At 65.0% G+C, this 23347-nt stretch carries 18 protein-coding genes; 9 read left to right on the top strand and 9 right to left on the bottom strand.

The window, feature by feature from the left end:
• On the bottom strand, positions 1-348 hold a 348-nt coding region (locus tag K1X74_14530; protein MBX7167543.1), incomplete at its 3' end, for a helix-turn-helix domain-containing protein.
• A gap of 290 nt (positions 349-638) precedes the next feature.
• On the opposite strand from K1X74_14530, the gene K1X74_14525 reads away from it, so the two are divergent.
• Entirely contained in the window at positions 639-2696 is a 2058-nt protein-coding gene (locus tag K1X74_14525) for a DNA/RNA non-specific endonuclease (GenBank protein MBX7167542.1), read from the top strand.
• Positions 2697-2994: 298 nt separating this feature from the next.
• On the opposite strand, the gene K1X74_14520 is transcribed toward K1X74_14525, so the two are convergent.
• The 4 genes from K1X74_14520 to K1X74_14505 form a co-directional block, all read right to left on the bottom strand.
• The gene (locus K1X74_14520; GenBank protein MBX7167541.1) at positions 2995-5667 is read right to left on the bottom strand and encodes a hypothetical protein; all 2673 of its coding nucleotides are present in this window, start codon (positions 5665-5667) and stop codon (positions 2995-2997) included.
• A gap of 2 nt (positions 5668-5669) precedes the next feature.
• On the bottom strand, positions 5670-6077 hold the full coding sequence (locus K1X74_14515) for a BlaI/MecI/CopY family transcriptional regulator (protein MBX7167540.1): 408 nt from the start codon (positions 6075-6077) through the stop codon (positions 5670-5672).
• A 105-nt stretch (positions 6078-6182) separates the two neighbouring features.
• Positions 6183-7241, bottom strand: coding sequence for a class 1 fructose-bisphosphatase (gene fbp / locus K1X74_14510; protein ID MBX7167539.1), 1059 nt, complete (start codon positions 7239-7241; stop codon positions 6183-6185).
• A gap of 175 nt (positions 7242-7416) precedes the next feature.
• Positions 7417-8580 (bottom strand): hypothetical protein, encoded by a 1164-nt coding sequence (locus K1X74_14505; GenBank protein MBX7167538.1) that lies wholly within the window; start codon positions 8578-8580, stop codon positions 7417-7419.
• A 258-nt stretch (positions 8581-8838) separates the two neighbouring features.
• On the opposite strand from K1X74_14505, the gene K1X74_14500 reads away from it, so the two are divergent.
• The 7 genes from K1X74_14500 (at position 8839) to tkt (ending at position 18391) form a co-directional block, all read left to right on the top strand.
• Positions 8839-9639: a hypothetical protein gene (locus K1X74_14500; GenBank protein ID MBX7167537.1), complete on the top strand. Its 801-nt coding sequence runs from the start codon at positions 8839-8841 to the stop codon at positions 9637-9639.
• Between the two features lie 138 nt (positions 9640-9777).
• Positions 9778-11169 (top strand): hypothetical protein, encoded by a 1392-nt coding sequence (locus K1X74_14495; GenBank protein MBX7167536.1) that lies wholly within the window; start codon positions 9778-9780, stop codon positions 11167-11169.
• Positions 11170-11276: 107 nt separating this feature from the next.
• Entirely contained in the window at positions 11277-13436 is a 2160-nt protein-coding gene (locus K1X74_14490; GenBank protein ID MBX7167535.1) for a serine/threonine protein kinase, read from the top strand.
• On the top strand, positions 13437-14891 hold the full coding sequence (locus K1X74_14485; protein ID MBX7167534.1) for a hypothetical protein: 1455 nt from the start codon (positions 13437-13439) through the stop codon (positions 14889-14891).
• Between the two features lie 51 nt (positions 14892-14942).
• Positions 14943-15590, top strand: a complete 648-nt coding sequence (locus K1X74_14480; protein ID MBX7167533.1) for an RNA polymerase sigma factor — start codon at positions 14943-14945, stop codon at positions 15588-15590.
• Between the two features lie 19 nt (positions 15591-15609).
• Positions 15610-16017, top strand: coding sequence for a hypothetical protein (locus K1X74_14475; protein MBX7167532.1), 408 nt, complete (start codon positions 15610-15612; stop codon positions 16015-16017).
• A gap of 316 nt (positions 16018-16333) precedes the next feature.
• The gene (gene tkt, locus K1X74_14470; GenBank protein MBX7167531.1) at positions 16334-18391 is read left to right on the top strand and encodes a transketolase; all 2058 of its coding nucleotides are present in this window, start codon (positions 16334-16336) and stop codon (positions 18389-18391) included.
• Positions 18392-18440: 49 nt separating this feature from the next.
• Here the strand turns inward: tkt and K1X74_14465 are convergent, their stop codons facing one another.
• Complete coding sequence (locus K1X74_14465) at positions 18441-19736, bottom strand: GNAT family N-acetyltransferase (GenBank protein MBX7167530.1); 1296 nt, start codon at positions 19734-19736, stop codon at positions 18441-18443.
• Between the two features lie 19 nt (positions 19737-19755).
• On the opposite strand from K1X74_14465, the gene K1X74_14460 reads away from it, so the two are divergent.
• Positions 19756-19965: a hypothetical protein gene (locus K1X74_14460; protein MBX7167529.1), complete on the top strand. Its 210-nt coding sequence runs from the start codon at positions 19756-19758 to the stop codon at positions 19963-19965.
• 79 nt (positions 19966-20044) lie between these two features.
• On the opposite strand, the gene K1X74_14455 is transcribed toward K1X74_14460, so the two are convergent.
• From K1X74_14455 to K1X74_14445, 3 genes are all read right to left on the bottom strand, one after another.
• A complete protein-coding gene (locus tag K1X74_14455; GenBank protein MBX7167528.1) occupies positions 20045-21691 on the bottom strand; it encodes a hypothetical protein in 1647 nt (548 codons plus the stop codon).
• Entirely contained in the window at positions 21688-22437 is a 750-nt protein-coding gene (locus K1X74_14450; GenBank protein MBX7167527.1) for a glycosyltransferase family 2 protein, read from the bottom strand. Before K1X74_14450 ends, K1X74_14455 begins: the two co-directional genes overlap by 4 nt.
• Positions 22438-22548: 111 nt before the next feature.
• Entirely contained in the window at positions 22549-23331 is a 783-nt protein-coding gene (locus K1X74_14445) for a Nif3-like dinuclear metal center hexameric protein (GenBank protein MBX7167526.1), read from the bottom strand.
• Positions 23332-23347: the final 16 nt, after the last annotated feature.

Below are 23347 nucleotides of genomic sequence, written 5' to 3'. Positions count from 1 at the left end.
CGAGAAGCCCAGCGCATGCAAGATTCGGCCGAGGTGGTCCGGATGGTACGCGATGCCGAACTTGCGGCGGACGACTTCGGCGATCCGCGGACAGGTCCAGAGGTCGCTGTCGAAGCCGGCAGCCAGCGGCCCGGCGACGAGAATATCGCAGAGCTGGTGGCATTGGTCTTCCGACAAGCGGCGCGCGGCGGGCTTGGGCTTCTTGGGCTTCAAGGCCGCGACGCCACCGCCGCGAAAGGCCTTGATCCAGCGTTTGATACTCGAACGGCTGACGTGCAGCCGCTCGGCGACGGCATCCTGGGTCGATCCATCTTGGAGCAACTCCACGGCCAAGCGACGGAGGACCATCCAATCCTCCCGGCTGCGTGAAGAAGAAGGGCTCATGCACCGTACTACGGTGCTAGCGATACGGTCGGTTCAGAAGAAGCGCAGGGGGAGTAACAAAGAAGCCTGCACCATCACGGGGGTCAAGCCAAAGGCGTCGCCAATCTTCGGTATTTTCAGCGGGCGCACAGCAGAAGCCGATTACCTATCGCGCACAGCATAGCAAAGAGATGAACGGCGACACTGTTTCTTGATGCGATGTATGCGGCTAGAATCACTCGACTCGCCGTTCGCTCCTTTGCAAGGACACGACCATGAAACTTCCCGTGCATCTCCTGGATCGCGCCGAGGCGGAAATGTCTTTCAAGGGCGACGCCATCGACACCGCTCGCGCTCGCATCGCCTCCAACGATCCCCACACGCTGGATGGCCGAGAAAAGGCGGAGCGCCGGCTACGCATGATTGCGGAAGTTGCAGCGGAAGACTTGGCGGACGCATACGAGCGCTACATCGGGGACAACGAACTACTCCCCATCAATTACCTGCTGCTCGGATATTTGCAAAGTCGATCGGTCGGCCTCATACGCTACTTCGATCGCAAGGAAGGCAAAGAAGCCATGGCCACGGGCTTCCTGATCTCCGAGAGCCTGTTGCTGACGAATCACCACGTGTTTCCCGTCAAAGATCCTGCAGAGTTTCTCAACTTCGCCAAAGACGCCACGGTCGAATTCAATTTCGAGTACGACATCGACGGCAATCGCGGCGAGTCCGTACGGTTCGCGCTGCAGCCTGACCGCTTTTTGTATACGTTCCAAGACCTGGACATGGCGATCGTGGCCGTCAGCCCCAATGATCGCACGAACAAATACGCGCTCAAGTCCCAAGGCTACCTCGTGCTGAATGGAAATCTCGGCAAGGTCGGCCTGGGGGATTTCGCGAGCATTATTCAACATCCTAGCGGCAAAGAGAAACAAATCGCGATTCGCAAGAACGAGGTTATCGCCACCGACCAGCAGTACTCGATTCAGTACGTGAGCGACACCGCGCAAGGCAGCAGCGGCGCGCCGGTGTTCAATGACCAATGGCAAGTCATCGCGCTCCATAGCGCAGGTGTGGGGAAAAAGAACGCGCAAGGTCAGTATGTTGATCGGGACAACCAGGTCATCGAAAGCGTCAACGGACGCATTGACGGGGACCGGATCGTATGGGAGAGCAATCGTGGGATCCGCGTGAGCGCGATGATGCAGCACCTGAACTCCGCGGTTGCGGCACATCCACTCATTCAGCCCCTCTTCTCCGCGGCCTACACCGACAGCCGGCCTTATGCGTTTCTGTCGCGGCCGACGGTCGATGCTGAGCGGACGACGCTGAACGTCGCCCCCGCCACGGCTCTCCCGGCCACATGCCCACCCGTCAACATCCATATCAGCATTGGCTCAGGCGGCCAGGTTTCTGCGGTGTCGTCCGCAGGACTGCCTGGACCGCTGACGACCACCGACGCGGCATTCGAAAAGAAGTTTGAAGACGAACTCGACTTCTCGGACTGCACCGGCTTCGATGCGAACTTCCTCGGCCAATACATTCCGATGCCGATTCCCAGCCCGAACCTGCGGAAGAAACTGGCGTTTCTCGTCGACAATCCCAGTGCCTACACGCTGAAGTACCATCACTTCAGCACGCTTCACCACGCGGTGCGACGCGTGCCGATCGTCAGCGCCATCAATGTCCACGGCAAGCACCGCTATCAGGAACTCAACGTCGAAGGCTCTCGTGTCGATCGCTGGTATCGTGACAACCGGATTGATTTTGACGTGCAATTGAACGACGAGTTCTACAAGTACAGCGGGTTCGACAAAGGCCACTTGGCCAGGCGTGAAGATGCCGAGTGGGGGACTAGCGTGGCCAAGGCAAAACTAGCTGCCGATCTCACCTGCAGCTATGCCAACGCGGTGCCTCAAGTGCCCGCGCTCAATCGAGCTCGATTCGGGTACACCGGTCGTTGGGGCAAGCTCGAAGAAGAGTTGCTGGAAAAGGGAATTGAGGACGAGACCGGCCTGTCAGCGCGCATCTGCGTCTTTAACGGCCCGCTGTTTGATGAGGAGGATCCGATCTTCAAGGGTGTCGCGGTAGCGCTCAAGTTCTACAAGATTGTTGTCTGGTACAACGCAGAACAGCAGTTGCAGACAACCTGTTATCGGCTCTCCCAGGAGAAACTCGTGGGAGAAATCGAGTTTGAAGCGTTGAGATTCGACGAGGTCTTCAAGACCAGCCAGATTCCGATCGGAGAAATCGAGCGTATAACCGGCCTCGAGTTCCACGAGAACATCGTCAAGCATGACACCAGCAACGGTGGCGAGGAACCATTGGATTGATGGTCGACGAGGCGATACCGCATGCATGGAAAATGGCGCTGCACACGGTGAGTCGTTTGAAGAGGCTCGCATGAAAGTCGGGGGATGGAGCCGAAGGAAATGACGGGGCTGCAGCGGGGCATCAAGGCGAGGGCCGGAGCAACCCCTCTGGACTGCCATCAGCAAATCATTCGACCTGAAGTAGCGAAGCGGCGTTCCCCACGCTCGTGCGTCACTGCCACGCTGCACCGCCGGACAACCGGCAGCCTGTTTTTGACTGCCGTCCTGCCCGAAGTCCAACCAGGGAACCAGCTCAAAATCAACGGGGCTGGGGTACGGGTTCGAAGAACTCTTCCTCAACTTCGCCCGAATCACCGAGGAACTCGTGGCCTTTCGATTGAAGGCGGACGCTCGTCTCCGTCGTGGCGCCGCTGGTCAAGTTCACGCGTTGAGCGCGGTAGGCCCCCGGACCTATCGGCAGCTCGAAGTTCGAGTGCACGATCATCAAGGCTTCTTCGCCGGCCGGCAGGTTTCTCACCTCCGCCACGCCTGCGGCATCGCTGAGTCCACGATAAGCGGCGGCGGCCCGCGGGTTGATCCAGGCGTCGATCCCTCGGCGACTCGCATCTCGCAAGATGTCGCGGCTCGATACGCGATTGTCGCAATAGATCTGGCTGCCGCCGTCCCACCAATGGACATTGGGACTGAAGATACATTCGGCGCCGGCGAGCGGTTGCCCTTCGGGCCCCTGGACCTGGATCCGGCAAGTAGCCGTCGGCGTCATCGCCACCGTAATCGCGTTGGCCTCAGCAGCCAACGGAAACGCTTGCGGTCGCAACAACCCCGAACTCGCACGATCCGGTTCCACGACCCCACGCTCAGGCATGGTCCCCGACCTGGCGATGTAGCCATCGCAAACAGCGATCACTTGCAGCAAGTCGCCGCGCGGCAGGCCTTCGAGCATGAAGTTGCCGTCGCCGTCGATCGTGGCCACCGCCCTCCAATCGATCGCTTGCCAAAAGTTGCTCGCGACGCGATGCACGGTCGCGGCGTTGATGCGGCCCTCGCGGACCGGACGCGGAACCGAGTCGTCGAGCCGTCCTGTGACCCGCGCGCAGGGCTCCAAAGTCAGTCGAATCTCGCGACGCTCGTCGTTGGCCAGATCGATCTGCTGCACAGGGCTGAACAGTGCCGGGCCGTCGTCGGGGAGATAGGCCAGTCGTAGCAGCAGTGTCCCGGCCGGAACGCGCGGCGGCAGCAGCCGCCCGTCGGAGTCGTATTTCAAGGGCTGACGATAATCCAGCGCCGGGGCGCTGTCCAACAGGTAGAGATACTGACGATCGACGACGCGGTCGCCGGCGTCGGGCATCACGACGAGTTGCGCGCCGCGCTCGAGTGTGATCGTCTGCACCGCGTTTGGCTGCCCCGCGTCACGCACATCGACGTCGGTATGCGAAGTGCCGGCATAGTCCGGATGGGTGATACTGCATGTCAGGCGCTCGGGGCGAACTTTCTCCGCTGCGAACATCAGCGCCGGATACCGAAGGGTCGCCTGTCCATTCGCGTCGGTGACCGCCAGCTCGGGCTTCGGTTGATTGTCGCTGCCTCTCCAGAGCGAGTGCCCCAGGACCGAGTGCGCGGCCCATGTATCGACTTGCGCTCCCGCGATGGGCTTGCCTTGGGCGTTCACGACGCGGATGCGTTTTTCCAGTAGCGGCGTTCCAGCGTTCACCTGACCCGCGTCGGCCGCCGGATCGCTCGCCGGCGGTGAAGCCTCGGGTTCGGTCGGTTGCTCCGTGCGATCCGCGGGCGCTGGTTCCACTTCACGGTTCACGGCCTGGGCGACCCGTACGCCTACGGCCATCGTGACCAGGGCCACACCCAGCGTAAGGGCCAAGGCCATCAAGGCTGCGCGGCGGCTCAGCTGCGTCACGATCTCGCGCCGCGCGTCCAGCAACCGCTCGATGCGCACGGTAAGCTCCGACGGCGTGCCGTCGGCAATCCCGACGGCGCCGGGGACCGTGCTGGGACTTTGGAGCATGCGCTCGGCCAGGTTGACGATCAGCGCCGCGTAACGGCGTGGCTCGTCGATCTGTGCGGCGACTACATCGTCGCAAAGCTGTTCGCGGACCTGCGAAATCTTCCGGCTCAGGGCACGCACCAGCGGATTCCACCAGTGGATCGCCGTTGCCAACCGCTGACCAAATCCGATCCACGGATCGCGGCGGCGCAAATGAGCCATCTCGTGCAGCAGCATGAGCTGCCATTCCTCGTCGCTCCACCGGCAGCGGTCGAGCGCCGGCAATACGACGCGCGGCCGCAGCACGCCCAGCGAGACAGGTGCCGCCAGCCGAGATGATTCGAGCAGCAGTGGCGCGCGACGCAGCCCGGCCTTGCGCGCCGCTGCGCTCGCGAGGCGCATGAGACTCGGGGATCGAACCGGCATCGCCCCAGCGAGCAGTTTGCTGACACGTACGACACCCTGCGCCAGCCGGCAAAGCTGCCAGCAAATGCCGATGATCCACAGCGCTGCCAGTGCGCCGCCCAAGCCTGGCAGCCATTGCGCGGCGCTCGCCCAGCGCGCGACCGCGATCGCAGGCCGCGGCGAAGATGGTGCCTGAGTGGTACTGGGTGATGCGCTGCGAGGAGTCGCCGCGGCCGTGGCTTCCGCGATTTGATCGCGCGGCGCGCCGCGCGACGGCACACGCAGCGCCAACTCGTCGGGCACCTGCGCCGGGCACATCGAACCGGCCGGCAACCACAAGACGATCCGCGCCACACCGAGACGATGTCCGGCCGTGACCACGAACGGCGCCGCCAACGTCAAACCAAGCCCCGCCAGCAACAGCGTGTTGCGCAAGGGCAAAGCCGCGCGGCAAAAAAAGCGGTTCGCCGCCAAGGCCCCCCCCGCGGCCAAGGAGGCGGCTACCGCCAGATTGCCGAGAAACACGAGCAGTGCGAACGCCTGGTCCGAAGTGGGCGCAAACCACATCTTCAGTTCCTCCCCTGGGGTTTCTTGCTCCGGTCGGCGTCCGTCAATAACCGGCGCAAATGGTCGATTTCGGCCGGTTTGATCTGCTGCGAACCCAACAGGTTCAAGACGAGTTCCGCCGCCGAGCCGCCGAAGAAGTCGTCGACAAATCGCTCGGTCAACAGCGTGGTCGCCGCCGCGCGTTCGACCGTAGCCACGTAGCGGTAGACGCCTTCGCATTTGCGGCGCTTCAGCCAGCCGCGTTTCTCCAACCGCCCGACGAGGTTGAGCACCGTGGTCCGGGCCACTTCCCGTTGGCGGGTAATCGCTTCCCAGATTTCGGCCACGGTGGCCCCCTCGGGCGCCGACCAGACGGCCTGCATGATTTCGAACTGCACCGCGGTCAGCGCGGCGTCCGGCGGTGGCGCCATGGCAGGCTCCTTGAACCAGCAACAACCAGACGACAGTTGTCGTCACCCGGAGCGTAGTGGAAGACGACAACTGTCGTCAAGCAAGAAATTCTCGACTGCCGCGGCTTAGCCGCGGCGGTTCTGGCGGGCGAATTCGTGGAGGCGTTCGACCAGGTAGGGGCTACCCACGAAGAGCGGCGTGCGCTGGTGCAGGGTCTCAGGCTCGATCTCGAGGATCCGCCGCGAGCCATCGCTGGCCATGCCGCCCGCCTGTTCGGCCAGCATGGCAATCGGGTTGGCCTCGTACATCAGTCGCAATTTGCCGTGCGGAAAGTGCACCGTCGGCGGGTAGAGGAAGATGCCACCCTTGAGCAGCGTGCGGTGGAAATCGGCCACCAGGGCGCCGATATAGCGCGACGAGTAGACCGTGCCGTCCGCACCCGACTTGAGCCAATACAGATATCTCCGCACATACTCGGGAAAGCCGTCGGCGTTGGCCTCGTTGCACGAGTAGATGCTGCCGCGTTCGGGCATCCGCATGTTCGGATGACTGAGCACGAAGGCCCCGATCGACGGGTCGAGCGTAAACCCGTTCACACCGTAGCCGGTCGTATAGACCATCATCGTGCTCGAACTGTAGAGCACGTAGCCGGCGGCGATTTGTTTCAGTCCCGGCTGCAGCACGTCGCGGTCGGGATGGGCCGAGTTCGCATGATCGCGCCGCAAGATGGAAAAGATCGTGCCAACGCTGACGTTGACGTCGACGTTGCTCGACCCGTCGAGCGGGTCGAAGATCACGATGTATTCGCCGTGGCTGGGATTATCGAGCACGACGACCGGCTTCTCGTTTTCTTCCGACGCCAGCACACCGACGTTGCCGCGGTTGCCCAGACAGTGCAGCAGCGCCTCGTTGGCAAACACGTCGAGCTTTTGGACGATTTCGCCTTGTACGTTCGTGTCACCGGTTGTGCCCAAGGCGTTGTTCAAACCAGCGCGGCGCACCTCGGAGGCCACCATTTTCGTCGCCAGCGTGATCCCGCAGAGCAGCCAGGAAAAGTTGCCACTGGCATGCGGTGCCTTCTCGCTTTGCTGCAGCAGAATGTGCTGTTCGGCCGTGGCGGGTGGCGCGCAGCTCACGATCTGCCCGTTGTTGATCCGCGTCAAATCGGTCGACGGTGCGCTCATGCTCGTGCGGAAGCTAAAGGAGGCTACCCCGGGATGGACCGGCTGCACTTCGGATGTGCAACCACCTATCTAAAATGATATCGCTCGAAAGCCGTCGCCGCACGGCAGAAATGGCTCAAATGCACGGGCCACGGGCAATAGATTGTCGCACGGCCGAGTCGCGTCGCTGCAAGCGTCACATTCCTTCGCAAAGCCGCAGCTCGGTCGACGAGATATCCTCGCGAAACCGTGCCTGTGGCACCTCGCGGCACATCCCGGCGAGCAACGGCGGCAGCGTCAAATTGGACAGGCCCGTAAACGTCTCGCCAAGCTTGCGTCCGAACACCAGGAATGAGGTGCCTTGTTCGGCGAGCGTACGGAGCTGTTGTTCCAGTCGCGCTTCGCCGCCGGCATAGCGCGGGTCGCCCAGGCGGCGGATCGTATCGACACCGACGACGAACACCGCGCCGGGAAATACCGCGACTTTGTCGACGAAATGCGCCGCGTCGGTCAACCAAACGGCTTCGTCGCGCGAAAATCGAGTCAGTCGCTCGGCAATCTCTGTGTAGTCGAGCGCCGGTTTGTCGACATTGCGAATCGAGATTTCAAACTCGCACGGCCGGCCGATCTCGGCGGCGGCAATCTCGGCCATCCGGCGGTGCCCGATGTGGAGCGGATTGAACGCGCCAGGGAAAACCACGCGCCCTGGGGAGGTCGGCTCGCTGGTGCGCGCCGCAGGGGTTGCCGCCACAACCTGTCGGGCACCCAACAACAATTCGCGCCAGTCGTCGGGGGCGCGGGTCTCGATGCGCTCGACCGGCTCGTCCGATTGCAACCCGGATGGCGCTCGCGCTTCCAAGCCCGCATGCTCGGCAATCAGGTTCAGCAGCGCGCGGGAAATCACCTCTTCCTCCTCGGCGCGGGTTCGCCGATCGCGAACCAGCACGATCGAGCAGGCCAGCGTCCGTGCGGCCGATTGCAGCGCCAGGTGGGCCCGGTGTTCGCCCCGTTTCACCCGGTCGCTGGCCAAACTGGCCGTGCAGGCCACCCCCGCCACCCCGTCGGGATCGGGATACCCGTCGGCTCGTGCAAACCGACGTGCCCGATCGAACCCGACCATCGCCATGGCGCGGGCGGTACGTGCCGAGCAAAAGCGTTCAGGGCGCGAGCCGAGCCACGCGGCCAGCGCGGCCGACGCATAGGGAACCACGGCCTCGAGCAGCGTGCGCGACGCCCCGGGAACTCCCAACAGCTCGGCGATGGCCCGGCTGCCCCCGCCGGTCGCCGCGAGGACAACCGAGGCCCGCTGGCTGTGGATGGCCGCGACGAGTGCCTCGGGATTGATCTGCCGGAGGGACATAGCGGCCTCTGCGCGGACGGAGAAAAAACCGGGGCCAACAACGGTGCCGAAGCCTACGGCGCAAAGCCTATCCACAGCACATGTTAGCACGTACGACGTTGCTGACCGACCGGGGACAGCCCAATTGTCGTCCGATTTTTCCAAGATTTGCGCGCCAGCGGCGATTTACTCCTAGTGACGGCATCAGCCGCCGGTGCCGGACCATTGCGACCCACATGTTTTTCGTCGGCGTGCGTTGGCAAACAAGGGTGTAGAGCCATGATCAAGAAGGTACTGCTTTCGACGGTGGCGGCCGCTGCGCTGGCCGGGATGTTCTTTGGCCGTGACGCCTGGAGTTATTTCCGCACGGCCGGGGGTTGGGTGAAGGATTCGGTTCGCAGCAGCGTGCCGGTCGAATTCGAAATCGAACGGGCTCGCAAGATGCTCCACGAGCTGCAACCGGACATCCGCCATTGCATGCATGTGATCGCCAAGGAAGAAGTCGAGCTGTCGCGGCTGGAAAACGAGATCGCGTCGGTCGAGACCAAGCTGAACGACGAACAGGCCCAGCTGAAACGGCTCAGCGGCGACCTGGCCGGCGGCGGAACGACGTTCCAATACGCCGGACACAGCTACACGGCCGACCAGGTGAAAGCCGATTTGGCCAACCGATTCAAGCGGTATAAGACCAAGGACGCCACCTTGGCCAGCTTGCGCAAGATCCACGATGCTCGGGGCCAGAGCCTGCTGGCGGCCCGGCAAAATCTGGACGGCATGCTGAGCACCAAGCGTCAGCTCGAAGTGGAAATCGAAAACGTCGAGGCCCGGCGTAAGATGGTGGAAGCCGCGCAGACGACGTGCAGCTACCACTTCGACGACAGCCGCCTGAGCCGGCTGAAGCAACTGGTCTCGGACATCGCGACCCGGCTGGAGGTCGACGAAAAGGTGATGCACGTCGAGGACGAGTATCGCAGTGAGATTCCGGTCGAAGAGAGCGCCCCGAGCGACATCGTCGACCAGGTGACGAGCTACTTCGAATCGCAGGGCGCGCCGGCCGTGGCTGCGAACCCGGCGAACTAGCTTGAGCCCTGGCTGAGGGCAGGACAGCCGGTGAGTTTCCTTGTGTGGGCCCAGGGTCGCGCGTCTCGCCGCACAGCGAGGCCGCGACCCTGGCGATGCGCCTTAAGCATCAAGCATTGCCATCGATGGGTGTAAGGCATGTTCGAGGCCTGGCGACTCAAGTACCGCGAAGCGGAAGAAGCCCTCAAGCAGGGCCGGCTCGACGAGGCCGGGCAACTGCTGAACGACGGCGAGCTGCGCGGGTACCTGCCGGCCAAGAAGCTGCTCGCCAAGGTGGCCCAAGGATTGATCGACCGGGGCAACGCCCGCCTCCAGCGGGGCGAAACGGCGGCCGGATGGCGCGATGCCCAGACCGCCTCGCAATGGGGCGCCCAGTGGCAAGTCGTTGCGGGACTGCGACGCGAGTTGTTGGACAAGGGAATGCAAGAAGTGCGCGACTTTCTGGCGGCTGGCGATTATGCGGCGGCCCAGGCGCGGCTCGACGAACTGGCACGCCGCGAGCCCGCCAACGCCGATTTGCGCAAACTGCTGCAAGCCACGCAACATGCCGCTGCCGCCCAACGGCTGGCCCGCTCGGGTAGACTGGCGGAAGCGGTCGAAGAGCAGCAGTCGGCCGCGACCCTGTGTCCCGAAATCAAGCCCCTGGCCCAGCGCCGCGAACAATTGGCCGCCAGTTGCGAGCAGGCCCGTGGCCAGGAGCAGACGCTGCACCAGGCGCTGGCCGCGTCCGATTGGCAGGCAGTCTTGGCCGCGGCCGACGCGCTGCTCGAGGTCTCGCCCGCGCACGAAGCCGCGCGCGACGCCCGCCGGCGAGCGTGGGCAGCGGTCGGCACGCAGTTGGCAGCTACTCAAGTCCCCCAGGCACGGTTCGCACCGCGACGCGCCATGCAACTTTCGCCCCACGACCTGGCCGACCCCAAGAACCTCGCTCCGCAAGGCCACGTGCCCGGACCGCGGTTCGTGCTGTGGATCGACGCCGTGGGCGGATACCTGGTGTGCCAGGGCGATCGGATCGTCATCGGGCAGCCCGATCGCGATGCCGGCGTCGACGTCGGCATCCTGGGCGATTTGTCCCGGCAGCACGCCATCGTCGAACGCATCGGCGAAGGCTATGTGCTCCACCCGCTGCGGGCGGTGAAGATCGACAGCCAGCCCGTCACCCAGCCCACGCCGCTGCACGACGGCGCGCTGCTGACGCTGGGGGAAACTGTTCAAATGCGGTTTCGCCGGCCACACGCGCTGAGCCAGACCGCACGCTTGGAATTCGCGAGCCGCCATCGCACCCAGCCGCCGGTTGACGGGGTGATCTTGATGTCGGATTCGTGCGTATTAGGGCCGGGACGCGACAGCCACGTCGTTTGTCCTCAATGGCCCCACGAGGTGGTGTTGTTCGGACGAGGCGAGGAACTGGGGTGCCGTGCACCGGCGGGGTTGGAGATTGACGGCGTACGGTACGAAGGTCGCGGCACGGTCAGGCCGGGATCGAGGATCACGGGAGAGGCGTTTTCGCTGTCGCTGGAGTCCATTTGAGGCCCCGCACGCTCGAACGCAGCTGCGCTCACAGCCATACGGGGGCCCGAGGCGCTGGACAGATGCAAGAAAGCACAGCTACCCTAATTCAAGACAGTGATGCTCCGATGAACCTGCCAGGCTCCGAGCAAACGGCACCCCGCGAACCGCGCAGCGGCGCAAATCGCTTTGCCTATCCGAGCGGTTCGCGGCCGCTCGAGGGCTACACGGTCAAACGTGGCATCGGCCACGGCGGCTTTGGCGAGGTCTACTACGCCACCAGCGACGCTGGCAAAGAAGTCGCGATCAAGCTGATTCGCCGCAATCTGAACATCGAGCTCCGCGGCGTGATGCAGTGCTTGAATCTCAAGCACCCGAATCTGGTCGCGCTTTACGACGTCAAACACGACCAGGCCGACGATACCTGGGTCGTCATGGAATACGTCGCCGGCGAACAGCTCGAAGACGTCGTGGCCCGACATCCGCACGGCTTGCCGCAAGACCAGGTCCTCGCTTGGATGCACGGCATCTGCGCGGGCGTGGCCTATCTGCACGACCGCGGCATCGTCCATCGCGATCTGAAGCCCGGCAACATCTTCAACGACGAGGGCCTGGTCAAGATCGGCGACTACGGACTTTCGAAGTTCATCTCTTCGAGTCGCCGTAGCGGACAGACCGAAAGCGTCGGCACCGTCCATTACATGGCGCCCGAGGTGGCCAACGGCCGCTACGGCAAGGAAATCGACATCTATGCCCTGGGCATCATGCTCTACGAGCTGCTCACGGGCCGAGTGCCGTTCGAGGGCGAAAGCGTGGGCGAGGTGCTGATGAAGCATCTCACGGCGCAGCCCGATCTGAGCGCGCTGCCGGAGCCTTACCGCACGCTCGTGGCTCGTTCCTTGGAAAAAGATCCGCAGCAGCGCATCAACAGCGTCGCAGAGTTCATGGCGATGCTTCCGCCGCCACCCAGCGGGATGCCCAAGATCCAGCCGACCTTGGAGAGCACGCCTCAGCCCTCCGATCCGCTGGCACACACGGTGGCCTGGAACGGCAGTGCCCGGGCAAACCCGGGCGCAGCCCCCCAAGGCTTTGCCGCCGCGGCTGCCGGGGCGGCGCTGGGCGGAGCGGCTGCCGCGCGCCCGGCAGGCGCGCAACGGGCCGTGTTTCTGCCAGGCGAGCCGATCTGGACCTCGGCGCGCGAGGCGACGACCCGCGTTTGGAACGCTTGGAACGAGTCGCAACTCGGCCTGCTGCCCAAGCTCATCATCTTGTTCTTTGGCGTGATCGGCGTCTTGGCGCTCTCCGGCCCGTTGTTGGCCCTGATGATCGTGTTCGGCACGTTCTATGTGCTCTACCTGATCTTCTGGTTGCTGACGGCACCGGGCGCAAAGCTATTCGGCTATACGCTTGGCCCGCCGTTGGGCTGGTCGCGCGGCCGTTCGGGGCCTCCGCCGATACCCCCGGTGTCACCTGCGGGCGCGCCGGCCATGACGGCTGGCCAGCCGCCGCAACCACCGCATGCGACCGCCACGGCACAGCCCGGCGGTTGGGCGCAACGGCACGCGGCCTGGCATGAAGCCCAGCGATCCGCAGCCCGAGACGCCCATACGCAATGGCACGCCCGGTTCGCCGGACACGATCAGGCGGCCGTACCGCTGGTGATCAAGCCAGCCCGCGATCGCGTAGCCGACCTGATGGGTTCGCTGCTGTTCTCGGCGCTGGCTGCCGCCGCGGCCGCGGGATTGGTGTTCATCCTCCAACCAAGTCGTTTCGGCGTGGAAGACCTGGCCTCGTTGGCCATCATCAGCACGCTCGGCGCCTGGGGCTTGCTGGTCCCCGCGAAGTTCTGGGAAGGCACCGAGGGCGAACCGATCATGCGGCGCCTGGTGCTGTTCGCTGTGGGCCTGGTTGTCGGCGCTGCGGCATTCGGCGTCGACACCGCCCTGCTGGTCCAACCTCGCTACTCGGCCGGCGACAGCCCCAACCTGTTGCCCAACGGTGGTATCGGCGTGTTTGCCGGGCCCGACGGTCAACTGCTGTTGCCCATGTACCTGGCCTACTTCGGTTTCCTGTTCCTCGTACTCCGCTGGTGGAAGCAGGCCGAGCCCCTGCGCGAACAACGCTTGAGCCTGTGGGCCACGGCCGTCTGCGTCGGCTGGGCCGCGCTGCTGAGCAACTTCTGGCAGTATCCACAGCCGATGGGCATGCTCGTCGCGGGCACGATTTCCGTCGCGGTGCAATTGTCGAGTCCTTGGGTCGATCGTCGTGCCAGCGCGAAGGCGGCATAAATGCAATCCATCGATTCAATGCTTACGTTCTGGGACATCGTGATTGTCCTCGTGGGCACGCTGCTGCTCGCGAAGATTGGGACCCGAATCGTCTGTGGCAAGAAGCGTTGGGGCGTGCTGCCTTGGCTGATTACCGGGGCCGTGGCCTGGATGTTGCTGCATCCGGGCCACCCGTTCCGCGAGCACGTGGTCACCTGGCGCGAGCGCGTCAAGACTGCGCTGATCGAACGGGATCGGGCGTGGCACGAAGCTACGAACCGGCGGATCGATGCCCGTCGCGAGGCGTACTTGCATTCGAATGACGACCTGTTGCGCGTCGACTTGCGACCGACGCCGGCCATGCAGCAAGTCAGCGAGGACGAATTAGCGTTGACGATCAAGTCGCTGTTGTTTGGACTCGCGGCCGAACCGCCCGATGCCAACACCGTTTCGATGGCCAACCTGCAAGAGACCGTCGTCCACCGCGACTCCGACGCCGAGCCGATTGCCCTGCGCGACGTGGCCAACCTGTCGCGCCGTCCGGCGCGCAAAGGCAGCCCGCGCGACGTGGTGGTCGAAGTGACCGCCAACTCGCCGGCGCTGCACGACATCCTGGCCCGAGCCACCCAGGCGATGCGGACCCACTTTCCGGACTGGGCGCCGGAATTCACGGTGCATATCTACACCGACGAGCAGAAGGTCAGCTTGCGCATTCCGGCCGAGCGCAATCGCGACATTGCGTCCAACCTGCTCGTCGAACACCGCGAGGCACCGCTACCGCCTGCTGAGCCGCCGGCCCCTGCGGTCGCGCCGACTTCTGCCGCGCCCCAGGCTCCCGCTGAGCCGCCGGCGCCTGCCGTGGCGCAGGCTCCGACCGTCGCGCCTTCCGTGGCCCCGACGGCGCCCGACAAGGCTGCGGCCGCGACGCCGGTCGGCCCCGACGGCCTGCCTGCCTGGGTTAAGCAGCTTTCGCATGCCGATCAGGGTCAGTATCACCTGATCGTGCATGCCGGCCCCTATGTGACCCAGGAGGAATGCCAGCGCGAGCTGAACCTGCAAATGACCAAGGGCGTGGCCCACTACCTCGACGAATTGCTCGGACCAAAGTCCCTACGGGTCCTGCCGCCGCTGGCCGAGATCAAGACCTGGCAAGCGGGACCTCCGGTTGTCGAATCGATCGAGCACCCCGAGTTCGGCACGATGTACCAGTTGCACCAGCAGTTAGTGATCGATCGCCCGCTGCGCGACAAGCTGCGCGAACGCCTGCGGCAACACCTCGTACAAGAGCGTCTCCTGTACGGCAGCGTCGGCATCGGGCTGGTGCTGGCGACGATCGGCACCGTGTTCGGCTATCTGCGCGTCGACACCGCCACGCGCGGCTACTATCGCGGTCGCTTGAAAGTGGCCGCCGGAGCCGCACTGGCGGCCATCGGCGGATTGGCCGCGCTCTGGCTCGACAGAATTGGCGTGCTCTGAGCCTGCCGTCCGCGAGCAGCGGTATCGGGCCCCGACTGGTAAACTAGCGCCATGAGTTCGGCCAACCAGTTTGACACGCTGTTGATTGACCGGATTCGCCGGGGCGACGCCGCCGCTTGGGAAGAGTTGATCGGTCGATTCGAGGGCCGGTTACTGGCCTTCGTCGAAAGCCGGCTGCGCAATCGGGCAGCCGCCGAAGACGTCGTCCAAGAAACGTTCGTCGGCTTCCTTACCAGCTTGCCCAATTTCGACCCGGACAAGCCGCTGGAAAGCTACCTGTTCTCGATCGCGGCTCACAAACTGACCGATGCCTTGCGTCGCGAAGGCCGCCGCCCGACCATCCCGTTGGCCGCCGTCGGCACCTCGACCAGCGGCTGGGACCTGCCCGGCCGCGACCCGCGAGCCAGCAGCATTGCCCGCAGCAGCGAACGCAAGCACTTGGAGGAACAGGCGCTCGCGGCGGCGCTGGTGCAGCATCTCGAGCGCTGGCGCGGCCGCGGCGACTGGGAAAAGATCAAGTGCGTCGAGCTGCTGTTCGTCCGCGGCTGGGCCAACAAGGATGTCGCTACGGCCTTGGCCATTTCTGAGCAGACCGTGGCGAATCACAAGTTCGACTTTCTGGCCAAGCTCAAATCGGCCGTGCGCTCGCAGGGACTCTCGGTCGACGTGTTTCCCGAACTGGCCGAGGCAACCGAATAGCTTGGGGGGCGACACGGCGATGGCAAAACCCAGTTTCAGTAGCTCGCAGTTGGAGGCTTTTCTCGAAGAGGCGCTGCCGATCGATGAGATCGCGCTCATCGAAGGCGCCCTGCGTCAGGACCCGGCCCTGCTCAAGCAGCTCACTGCCATTCACAGCCGGCGAGACGCGGGCGTGCATACCTTGGGCGAAATCTGGCGCCGGCACCGGGCCAGTTGCCCGTCGCGCGAGCAATTAGGCAGCTTCTTGCTCGGCGCCATCGATCCGACGGCCGGCGAGTACGTCGAGTTTCATCTGCAAACGGTCGGCTGCCGCTGGTGCCAGGCCAACCTGGCCGATTTGAACAACCAGAAGAGCAATGTCGCCCAATCGGCCGTCCGCCGGCGCAAATACTTCCAATCGAGCGCCGGGCTTCTCGGGCGACGCTAGGTTCGCCCCGACGGCCGCTTAGCAGCCCGTTGATTCTTATCAGCGGGCTGCGTGACCGCATGGATGCGGTCTCAAGAATGGCGACGTAAGTCGCGATTTTGCGAGCCGTGCGGAGCTTCGCTCAGCACTTGGCGAGGTTGAAATAGGCCACGAAGGCATATTTCAACGGGCTGTGAGGGCCGCGCGCGGCGCGTTGACGCCTCTCGCCGGCGGCCCGTAAACTCATCGCACCCACAGCGAAAACAGGGCCTGCGAGCCCCCCTGGCCGCCGCCCGTGCGACGGCCCTAACGAATTTCCGGGAAGGATCTTGCGCGCATGGCGAGCGGAAACGCGACGATCGAACAACTGGCCATCAACACCATTCGCACGCTGTCAATGGACGCCGTGCAGGCGGCGGCCAGCGGGCACCCCGGCACGCCGATGGCCCTGGCCCCTGTCGCCTACACGCTGTGGAACGACTTCCTGCAGTTCGATCCGCTCCACCCCTACTGGCCGGCCCGCGACCGATTCGTGCTGTCGTGCGGCCATGCCTCGATGTTGCTCTACGCCACACTGCATCTGGCGGGCGTCCGGCGCGTCGACGCGGCTGGTGAGCCGCGTGAAGAGCTCGCCATTTCGCTCGACAATATTCGCAACTTCCGTCAATGGGGCAGTCCGTGCGCGGGCCACCCCGAGCATGAAATGGCCCCCGGCATCGAGACGACGACGGGCCCCCTGGGCCAGGGCATCGCTACCAGCGTCGGCATGGCAATCGCCCAGCGTTGGCTCGCCGCACACTTCAACCGGCCCGGGTGTTCGCCGTTCGATTACCGCGTTTGGGCCCTGTGCAGCGACGGCGATCTGATGGAGGGCATCGGCGGCGAAGCGGCCTCGCTGGCGGGACACCTGAGGTTGGGCAACCTGTGCTGGATCTACGATCACAACCAGATCACCATCGAGGGCGAAACCGAGCTGGCCTACAGCGACGACGTCGCCGGTCGCTTCGCGGCCTATGGCTGGCACACGGTCGAGGTAGCCGACGCCAACGACCTCGTGGCCCTGCGGGCGGCCTATCAACAGGCCCGGCAGTCGGCCGATCGGCCGACGCTCGTCATCGTCCGCAGCATCATCGGCTACGGCGCGCCGAATAAACAAGGCACCCACGGAGCACACGGCGCGCCGCTCGGCGACGACGAAATCCGCTTGACCAAGCGATTCTACGGCTGGCCTGAGGACGAAAAGTTCACGGTGCCAGCGGGCGTCCGCGAACATTTCGACGCGCACCTGGGCCAGCGCGGCGCGAAGGCCTATGCCCAGTGGCACGCGAACTGGAAGCGTTACGCGCAGGAGCACCCGCAACTGGCCGAGCAGTGGCGACAGATGGCCGCTGGCGAGCTGCCCGCCGGTTGGGACCGCGATCTCCAGCCGTATCCGGCCGACCCGAAGGGGCTGGCCACGCGAGTCTCGAGCGGCAAGGCACTCGTGGCCGTCGCGCAGCACGTGCCCTGGCTCCTGGGCGGATCGGCCGACCTGGCCCCCTCGACGATGACCAACCTGACCTTTACCGGTGCCGGCGATTTCAGCGCGGCGAGCCCGGCCGGACGCAATTTTCATTTCGGCATCCGCGAGCACGCGATGAGCGCGATCGCCAACGGCATGGCGTTGTCGCAGCTGCGCCCCTTCGACGCGACATTCTTCGTGTTCAGCGACTACTCGCGCCCGGCCTTGCGAATGGCTTCGATCCTCGAGTTGCCGGTGATCCACGTATTTACCCACGACTCGATCGGCGTCGGCGAGGACGGCCCGACGCACCAACCGATTGAGCATCTGGCCGCGCTGCGCGCGATTCCCCGGCTGGCCGTGATTCGGCCAGGCGACGCCAACGAGGTGGTCGAAGCGTGGCGGATGATCCTGCCTTGGAAAAACCGCCAGGCGGCCTTGATTCTCTCGCGTCAGAACTTGCCGACGATCGATCGCACGAAATTCGCCCCGGCGTCCGGCGTGCAGCGCGGTGGATATGTGTTGGCCGATCCGCCGTCCGGCGCACCCCGGGTCGTCTTGATCGGCACGGGCAGCGAACTGACGCTGTGCATGGCGGCCTACGAGCAATTGACGGCGGCGGGCGTGAGCACGCGCGTGGTCAGCCTGCCGTGCTGGGAGGTCTTCGACGAGCAGCCGCAGAGCTATCGCGACGAGGTGCTGCCGCCGCAGGTCGCGGCACGCATCGCTGTCGAGGCGGGTATCGAGCAGGGCTGGTGCAAATACCTGGGCCCCGGCGGACGGTTCATTGGCCTGAACAGCTTCGGGGCCTCGGCCCCGTTCGCCACGCTGTACGAGAAATTCGGGCTGACCACGGGCCAGATCGTCGCCAAAGCGCGCGAGCTGGCGGGCTGAGGCTCGCTGGCGTTAATGGGGGGCCAAGATGCACGGCCCGCCTGGCTAATCAGCAGGCCAAGTCGTCCAACGGCGAGCGCCACAGCGGCAGCCGGGGAAACAGCGCCGCGGCCACGTCGGCCGCCACGCGGGTCGAAGTTTCGATCCGCTGCTGGGCCACGGCCTCGTGCACGTCGAGCTGACCGAACACCAGCCGGGTGAATTCGCGCATCGAACAACTCAAATAACTGCGCCCCAGCCGGCCGGCGACCACGCTGGTGCCGCGCCGCGAAACGACCAGCTGCATGCGAGCGCCGTCGATTTGCAGTCCGAGTTCCAGGCTGCGTTCGCCCGACGCCGCCAGCCGCGCCTGGAACACGTCCGGCAGCTTTTCGAGTACCGCCACAGGATCGAACAACCGGGCCATGACGTAATCGACCTGCTGCGGCTGGGCATACATGCCGCCGCGCGCCTGCTGGAACAATCCGTGCAGCGGCGAATCGGCTGGCCCATGATACGTCACGGCGTGATAGTCGCGCTCGATCGCCTCGCCACAGGCCCGGGCGAGCAATTCCAGCGCCGCGGTGGGGTGGTGCGGCGCCGCCATCAGCTCCACGATCTTGTCCTGGCGCATCACCACGTAGCCGACGATCGGCGAATCACCCTCTTCGAGTTCCAGCCGGTCGGGGCCGTCGATGGCGACGTGGATCTGATCGAAGTGTTTGCGGCTAATCAACCACCGCCAATAGGCCTCAGTCCGCTCCAAAGGACCGTGCGCGCGGTCGGTGTTTTGCGCGTAAATCCGCATCAGCGCCGGCATCTCGACATGGCGCCAGGGGCGGATATTCAGCTTCCACTCGGTGCCGCCGCGGCCGAGCGCCGAGAGCTGAGCCAACAGATCGCGGGTGTTGGCCTGCGAGCAGCTCACCGCGCCGCAAACGGCCCAACCCTGGCGGCGAAAGACCTGGGGCACGCGCGTGACCAGGAACGCGGCAAGCGACTGATCGGCCTTCATTTCACGCTCGGCGGCGGCCAGCAGACGCTGCGCCACGCCGCGGAGGCGGTACTCGGGCAGGGTGCCCAACCAATGCAGCGTGGCGACCGGCAAGTCGGTGCCGCCGAAACGCATCGTGCGCTTCGCGGTCTGCGCATGGCCCAGGATTTGGCTGCCGATTTTCAACAGCACCCGCTCGTTCGGTTCGTAGAAGGGGTCCTCGAGCAGGGCGAAGAAGCCGTCGCGCGAGGGGCCTTGAAACACGGCCATCAGGAATTGATGGACGGCCGCATGATCGGCGGCCGACGCCACTTCGGCCTCGGGCAAGGGGAATTCTTCCACCCGCGGCGCCAGATTGAGAGGCTTCGCCACGCATGGGGGCGCGGCCAGGGTGCCATGCGAGTTCGCGCTCGTTCCGACCGCCCGCTTCATCGACGGCGCGCTGACCGGCGCCGCGGTGCGCTGGGCGGCGGCGCCGCGCGTGGCGGGCTTGCGACGAGCGACCGTGCGCGGCTTGCGGCGTGAAGCGGCCGTTTTCGACCGCGAGCTACGGGCAGGGCGAGCTGATTTGCAAGTCGTGCGCGGCTGCGAATTCGCCTGAGAATTGGTCGCACGCATGCGAGAATCCTTTCTCTTGAAGATTCCTTTCCGTCATGCCGTTTCGGGCATGTCGCACTATGTTAGGCGCTCGCGCGCGACATTTCCAGCAAAAAATGCCGGATTTCCGCGATTGGAAACAAACAATACGCATATTCTCGCGATCCCAGCACCGCTGCGGCGCGAAGACCACGCTCGATCGCTCCACGCGCAGCGTGCAATTCCGCGCGCCGCGCGACGATCGCCGGCTGAAGTGACTCGTTCAAGCGACGAATCGCATGGCAGCGCTGTCGCGCGTTCGCGCGCGTCACAGCCCGATCGAGCCAGCGCTGCTTTTCGGCAATCAGCGCGGGCACGATCGCCGCGGCTGCGCTTTCGAGTTGCTTCGTCGTGAGCCACCGCTCGGGGTGATAGGTCAATTCTCGCAGTTGCTGATCGATGGCCTGCAGCTCGGCCGCCGCCGTGAGCGGCCGAGCCAGCGGCAACTGCCAGGTGGCCGTGGCCACGAAGAATTCAGGGGGTTCGACGCCGTAAAACCGCTCAATCAAACGGTCGGTCAGGCGGTCATATTTGCCGCCGCCGATGCCGTGAATGAACGCATCGGCCCACAGCAGCCGGGCCAACAGCGTCGTCAGCAGGGCCCGCGTACGGACCTTGATCCCAGCAGCTTCCAGGTCCGCGAGCCCCGCGGCCACGCCCGCCAGGCCCTGGCTGGTCGAGATGGCTTCTTGCCACCCCGTGCGATCGGCGAGCCACAGGCGATCTCCCGTCGCACGGACGAACAATCGCCGCCGCTGTGGCCGCTGGGCCGTCCAGACCCACAGCGGCGTTTCGAGCCAATCGCTTTCGGCGGCCAGCTCCGAAACCGGATGATTCGCGCTGCGGACGTGGTAGCGCCGACGATACTCGGCAAGCGCCTCATTGTGCGCCGCGCGAAACTCCTCGGCCCGGAGCATTAGATCGGCAAGGAACAAGCGGCTCGTCGGCAGTTGCAGCGTGTCGCTGTGCGCGACCTCGAGGGTCTTCAAACCCCAGTCCCTTTCGAGCCGATGCCGTCCGGTGGCGAGGCAACTGCCCAGGCGTGCCGCGCCGGACGCGTCGCGCAGCCGCGCGAGAACCCGGGGCCACAGCTCGCCCACCACCGGTTCGCGCACGAAATCGGCGATCGCCGCCGTCGCGCGGGGGGCGAACGATGCCAGGCACTCGGCGTCGATCACCGGCCGCTCTTCCCAGGGCATCTCGGCCGCCGCCGCATCGAACTCGACCGTTTCGACGCGCGGCTCGTCGACGCCGCCCACCGGGACTCGCACCGACGCCGCCTTGATCGTGTCGCCGTCGATTTGTAGGTTCACACCCGTGCCGCCCTGCGCGTGAGCCACGGCGTCGAGCACGAAGTTCTTGAACCAAACGCCCGGGTGAAACAGACCCGGTTGATGCCCCGCGACGAACAGCGGAGCATCTTGCAAGACCGGCTGCGCGTCGGAGTAGGCTCGGGTGGCGGTCGCGGCGGCGGCCAGCAATTCGGCCCGGGCCTGACACCGCAGGTCCGCGAGCGGCTGACCGGCTACGCGAACCGAGACGTTCAGGCGCTGCCGATTGATGGCCAGCACTTCGGCCGCACGGTGCGCGGGAGGATCGATCAAGACCGAGCCGTGACCGGCAGGCGTGCGCAACTCACGAACCGAACGAGCCGAGTCGCCGAACGCGTGACTGCCGCCACCCAAGCTCATCCGGCCAACTCGCCGCAGAGCGTGCCACCCCACAGCCGGCCATCGAAATGCGCCACCGCAGCCATGCTGCGATCGAGCACGAGGTGATAATACTCCAGCCGCGTCATCGCATTGTCGAGCGCGCCGCCGAACGACCGCTTCTCGTCGAGATAGATCAGCGGCACCGGCAGCTCGATCACGCGCAGTCCATGGAACGCAGCCTGCACCCACAGCTCCAGCGGCATCGCATAACCGGGCTCGGTCAACTCAAGACTCTTGAGCGCCTCGACGCGATAGGCCTTGAAGCCGCAGAAGGCGTCGGTCAGCCGCAGGCACAACCTGCGATTCAACTCGGCCGTGACTTGCTGATTGATGCGGCGGCGATCGGCCGGCGGCGCGCTGTCGTGGGCATAATGCCGTAGATAGCGGCTGCCCGATACGATGTCGGCCTGCTGGCAAGCCTGCACAAACCGCGGAATTCTTTGCGGCTCGTGCTGCCCGTCGCAGTCGATGGTCACAAGATACTCGTAGCGATGATCGATCGCGTAGGCGAAGGCCGTCTTCAGTGCGGCGCCATAGCCACGGTTCTGCGGATGGGCCACGACCTGTACATCGCGGCGCCGCTCGAGCAAGACGGCCGTGCCGTCGGTCGAGCCATCGTCAACGACGAGCACATGCTCGCTGTAACGGCGGACCTCGTCGAGCACGCGGTCGACGTGTGCCGCCTCGTTGAAGACCGGCAATGCCGTGAGAAAGCGTGTGGACATACGGCCGTCCCCCCCTGCGGGCCCAAGAATTCAGGCAATCGTGTTGCGTACGTCCGTGGCACGGCGGTGGTTCATTCTAGATGCCCCCCCCGACGAGTCAACGAACGCCGGCTAGTACCAAAGCAGTGGATCGCGCTCCTTGCGGCTGGCCCAAACTTGCAACGCAGGAAACGCGCGCTGCAACTCGCTGGCCAGGGCTTCGACCCCACAGCGCTCGCTGGCATAGTGGCCCAGCAGGACGGATGTCTGGCCGGCCGCTTCGAGCGCCAACAGGTCGTGGAACCGCAGCTCGCCGGTGACGAAACAGTCGCAACCGGCAGCTTGCACGGCGCCCAAGAGATCGCCCGCGCTGCCGCAGGCGATCCCGACACGCGTCACCGGCGTCGCCGGCGCACCCCTGAGATGCACGCCGGACACCTGAAGTTTCTGCTTCAGGCGATCGGCCAGTTGCCCCAGTGTTGCCGGTGCCCGCGGCCTCCCTTGGCGACCGGTACCGAGACCGTCGCCGCCGACCGCCAGCGGCGCCAGCTCGTCCAGTTCCAGCAGCTCGCCAAGCTGCTGGTTGATGCCCCGGGCCGCCGAGTCGAACGCGGTGTGCGGACTGTAGATCGCTACGCCGCCGCGGGCCAGCTCCCAGAGCAGCCGGCCTTCGACCGAATCGGTGGTGATGCGCCGCAAGGGACGAAAGGGCAGGGGGTGATGCGCGACGATCAATTGAGCCCTGTCGGCCAGCGCCTCGGCAGCCGACTCGCCGGTGATGGTCAGGCACGTCATCACACGCTCGACCTTGCCGGCCGCATCTCCCAAGAGCAGCCCGACGTTGTCCCAGTCGGCGGCGAGATGCGGCGGCGCGAAGCCTTCGAGAAAACTCGCGATATCGGCAATTCGAGTCATCGAGCGAACCACCTTG

The organism is Pirellulales bacterium (assembly GCA_019694435.1).
In the GTDB taxonomy this organism is placed as follows: domain Bacteria; phylum Planctomycetota; class Planctomycetia; order Pirellulales; family JAEUIK01; genus JAIBBZ01.
Note: the sequence above shows the minus strand (reverse complement) of the source record. Positions and strands in the feature narration are given on the sequence as shown.

What these genes read in the sequence shown, in the direction of transcription:
- K1X74_14515 (MBX7167540.1), bottom strand. Translation starts at nt 6,077, where the DNA reads ATGGCGCCACCGCCGGACGCCGCGCTGACCGCGGTGCAGTTCGAAATC.
- K1X74_14445 (MBX7167526.1), bottom strand. Translation starts at nt 23,331, where the DNA reads ATGACTCGAATTGCCGATATCGCGAGTTTTCTCGAAGGCTTCGCGCCG.
- K1X74_14455 (MBX7167528.1), bottom strand. Translation starts at nt 21,691, where the DNA reads ATGAGCTTGGGTGGCGGCAGTCACGCGTTCGGCGACTCGGCTCGTTCG.
- K1X74_14495 (MBX7167536.1), top strand. Translation starts at nt 9,778, where the DNA reads ATGTTCGAGGCCTGGCGACTCAAGTACCGCGAAGCGGAAGAAGCCCTC.
- K1X74_14500 (MBX7167537.1), top strand. Translation starts at nt 8,839, where the DNA reads ATGATCAAGAAGGTACTGCTTTCGACGGTGGCGGCCGCTGCGCTGGCC.
- K1X74_14520 (MBX7167541.1), bottom strand. Translation starts at nt 5,667, where the DNA reads ATGTGGTTTGCGCCCACTTCGGACCAGGCGTTCGCACTGCTCGTGTTT.
- K1X74_14490 (MBX7167535.1), top strand. Translation starts at nt 11,277, where the DNA reads ATGAACCTGCCAGGCTCCGAGCAAACGGCACCCCGCGAACCGCGCAGC.
- K1X74_14450 (MBX7167527.1), bottom strand. Translation starts at nt 22,437, where the DNA reads ATGTCCACACGCTTTCTCACGGCATTGCCGGTCTTCAACGAGGCGGCA.
- K1X74_14525 (MBX7167542.1), top strand. Translation starts at nt 639, where the DNA reads ATGAAACTTCCCGTGCATCTCCTGGATCGCGCCGAGGCGGAAATGTCT.
- K1X74_14505 (MBX7167538.1), bottom strand. Translation starts at nt 8,580, where the DNA reads ATGTCCCTCCGGCAGATCAATCCCGAGGCACTCGTCGCGGCCATCCAC.
- K1X74_14480 (MBX7167533.1), top strand. Translation starts at nt 14,943, where the DNA reads ATGAGTTCGGCCAACCAGTTTGACACGCTGTTGATTGACCGGATTCGC.
- tkt (MBX7167531.1), top strand. Translation starts at nt 16,334, where the DNA reads ATGGCGAGCGGAAACGCGACGATCGAACAACTGGCCATCAACACCATT.
- K1X74_14485 (MBX7167534.1), top strand. Translation starts at nt 13,437, where the DNA reads ATGCAATCCATCGATTCAATGCTTACGTTCTGGGACATCGTGATTGTC.
- K1X74_14475 (MBX7167532.1), top strand. Translation starts at nt 15,610, where the DNA reads ATGGCAAAACCCAGTTTCAGTAGCTCGCAGTTGGAGGCTTTTCTCGAA.
- fbp (MBX7167539.1), bottom strand. Translation starts at nt 7,241, where the DNA reads ATGAGCGCACCGTCGACCGATTTGACGCGGATCAACAACGGGCAGATC.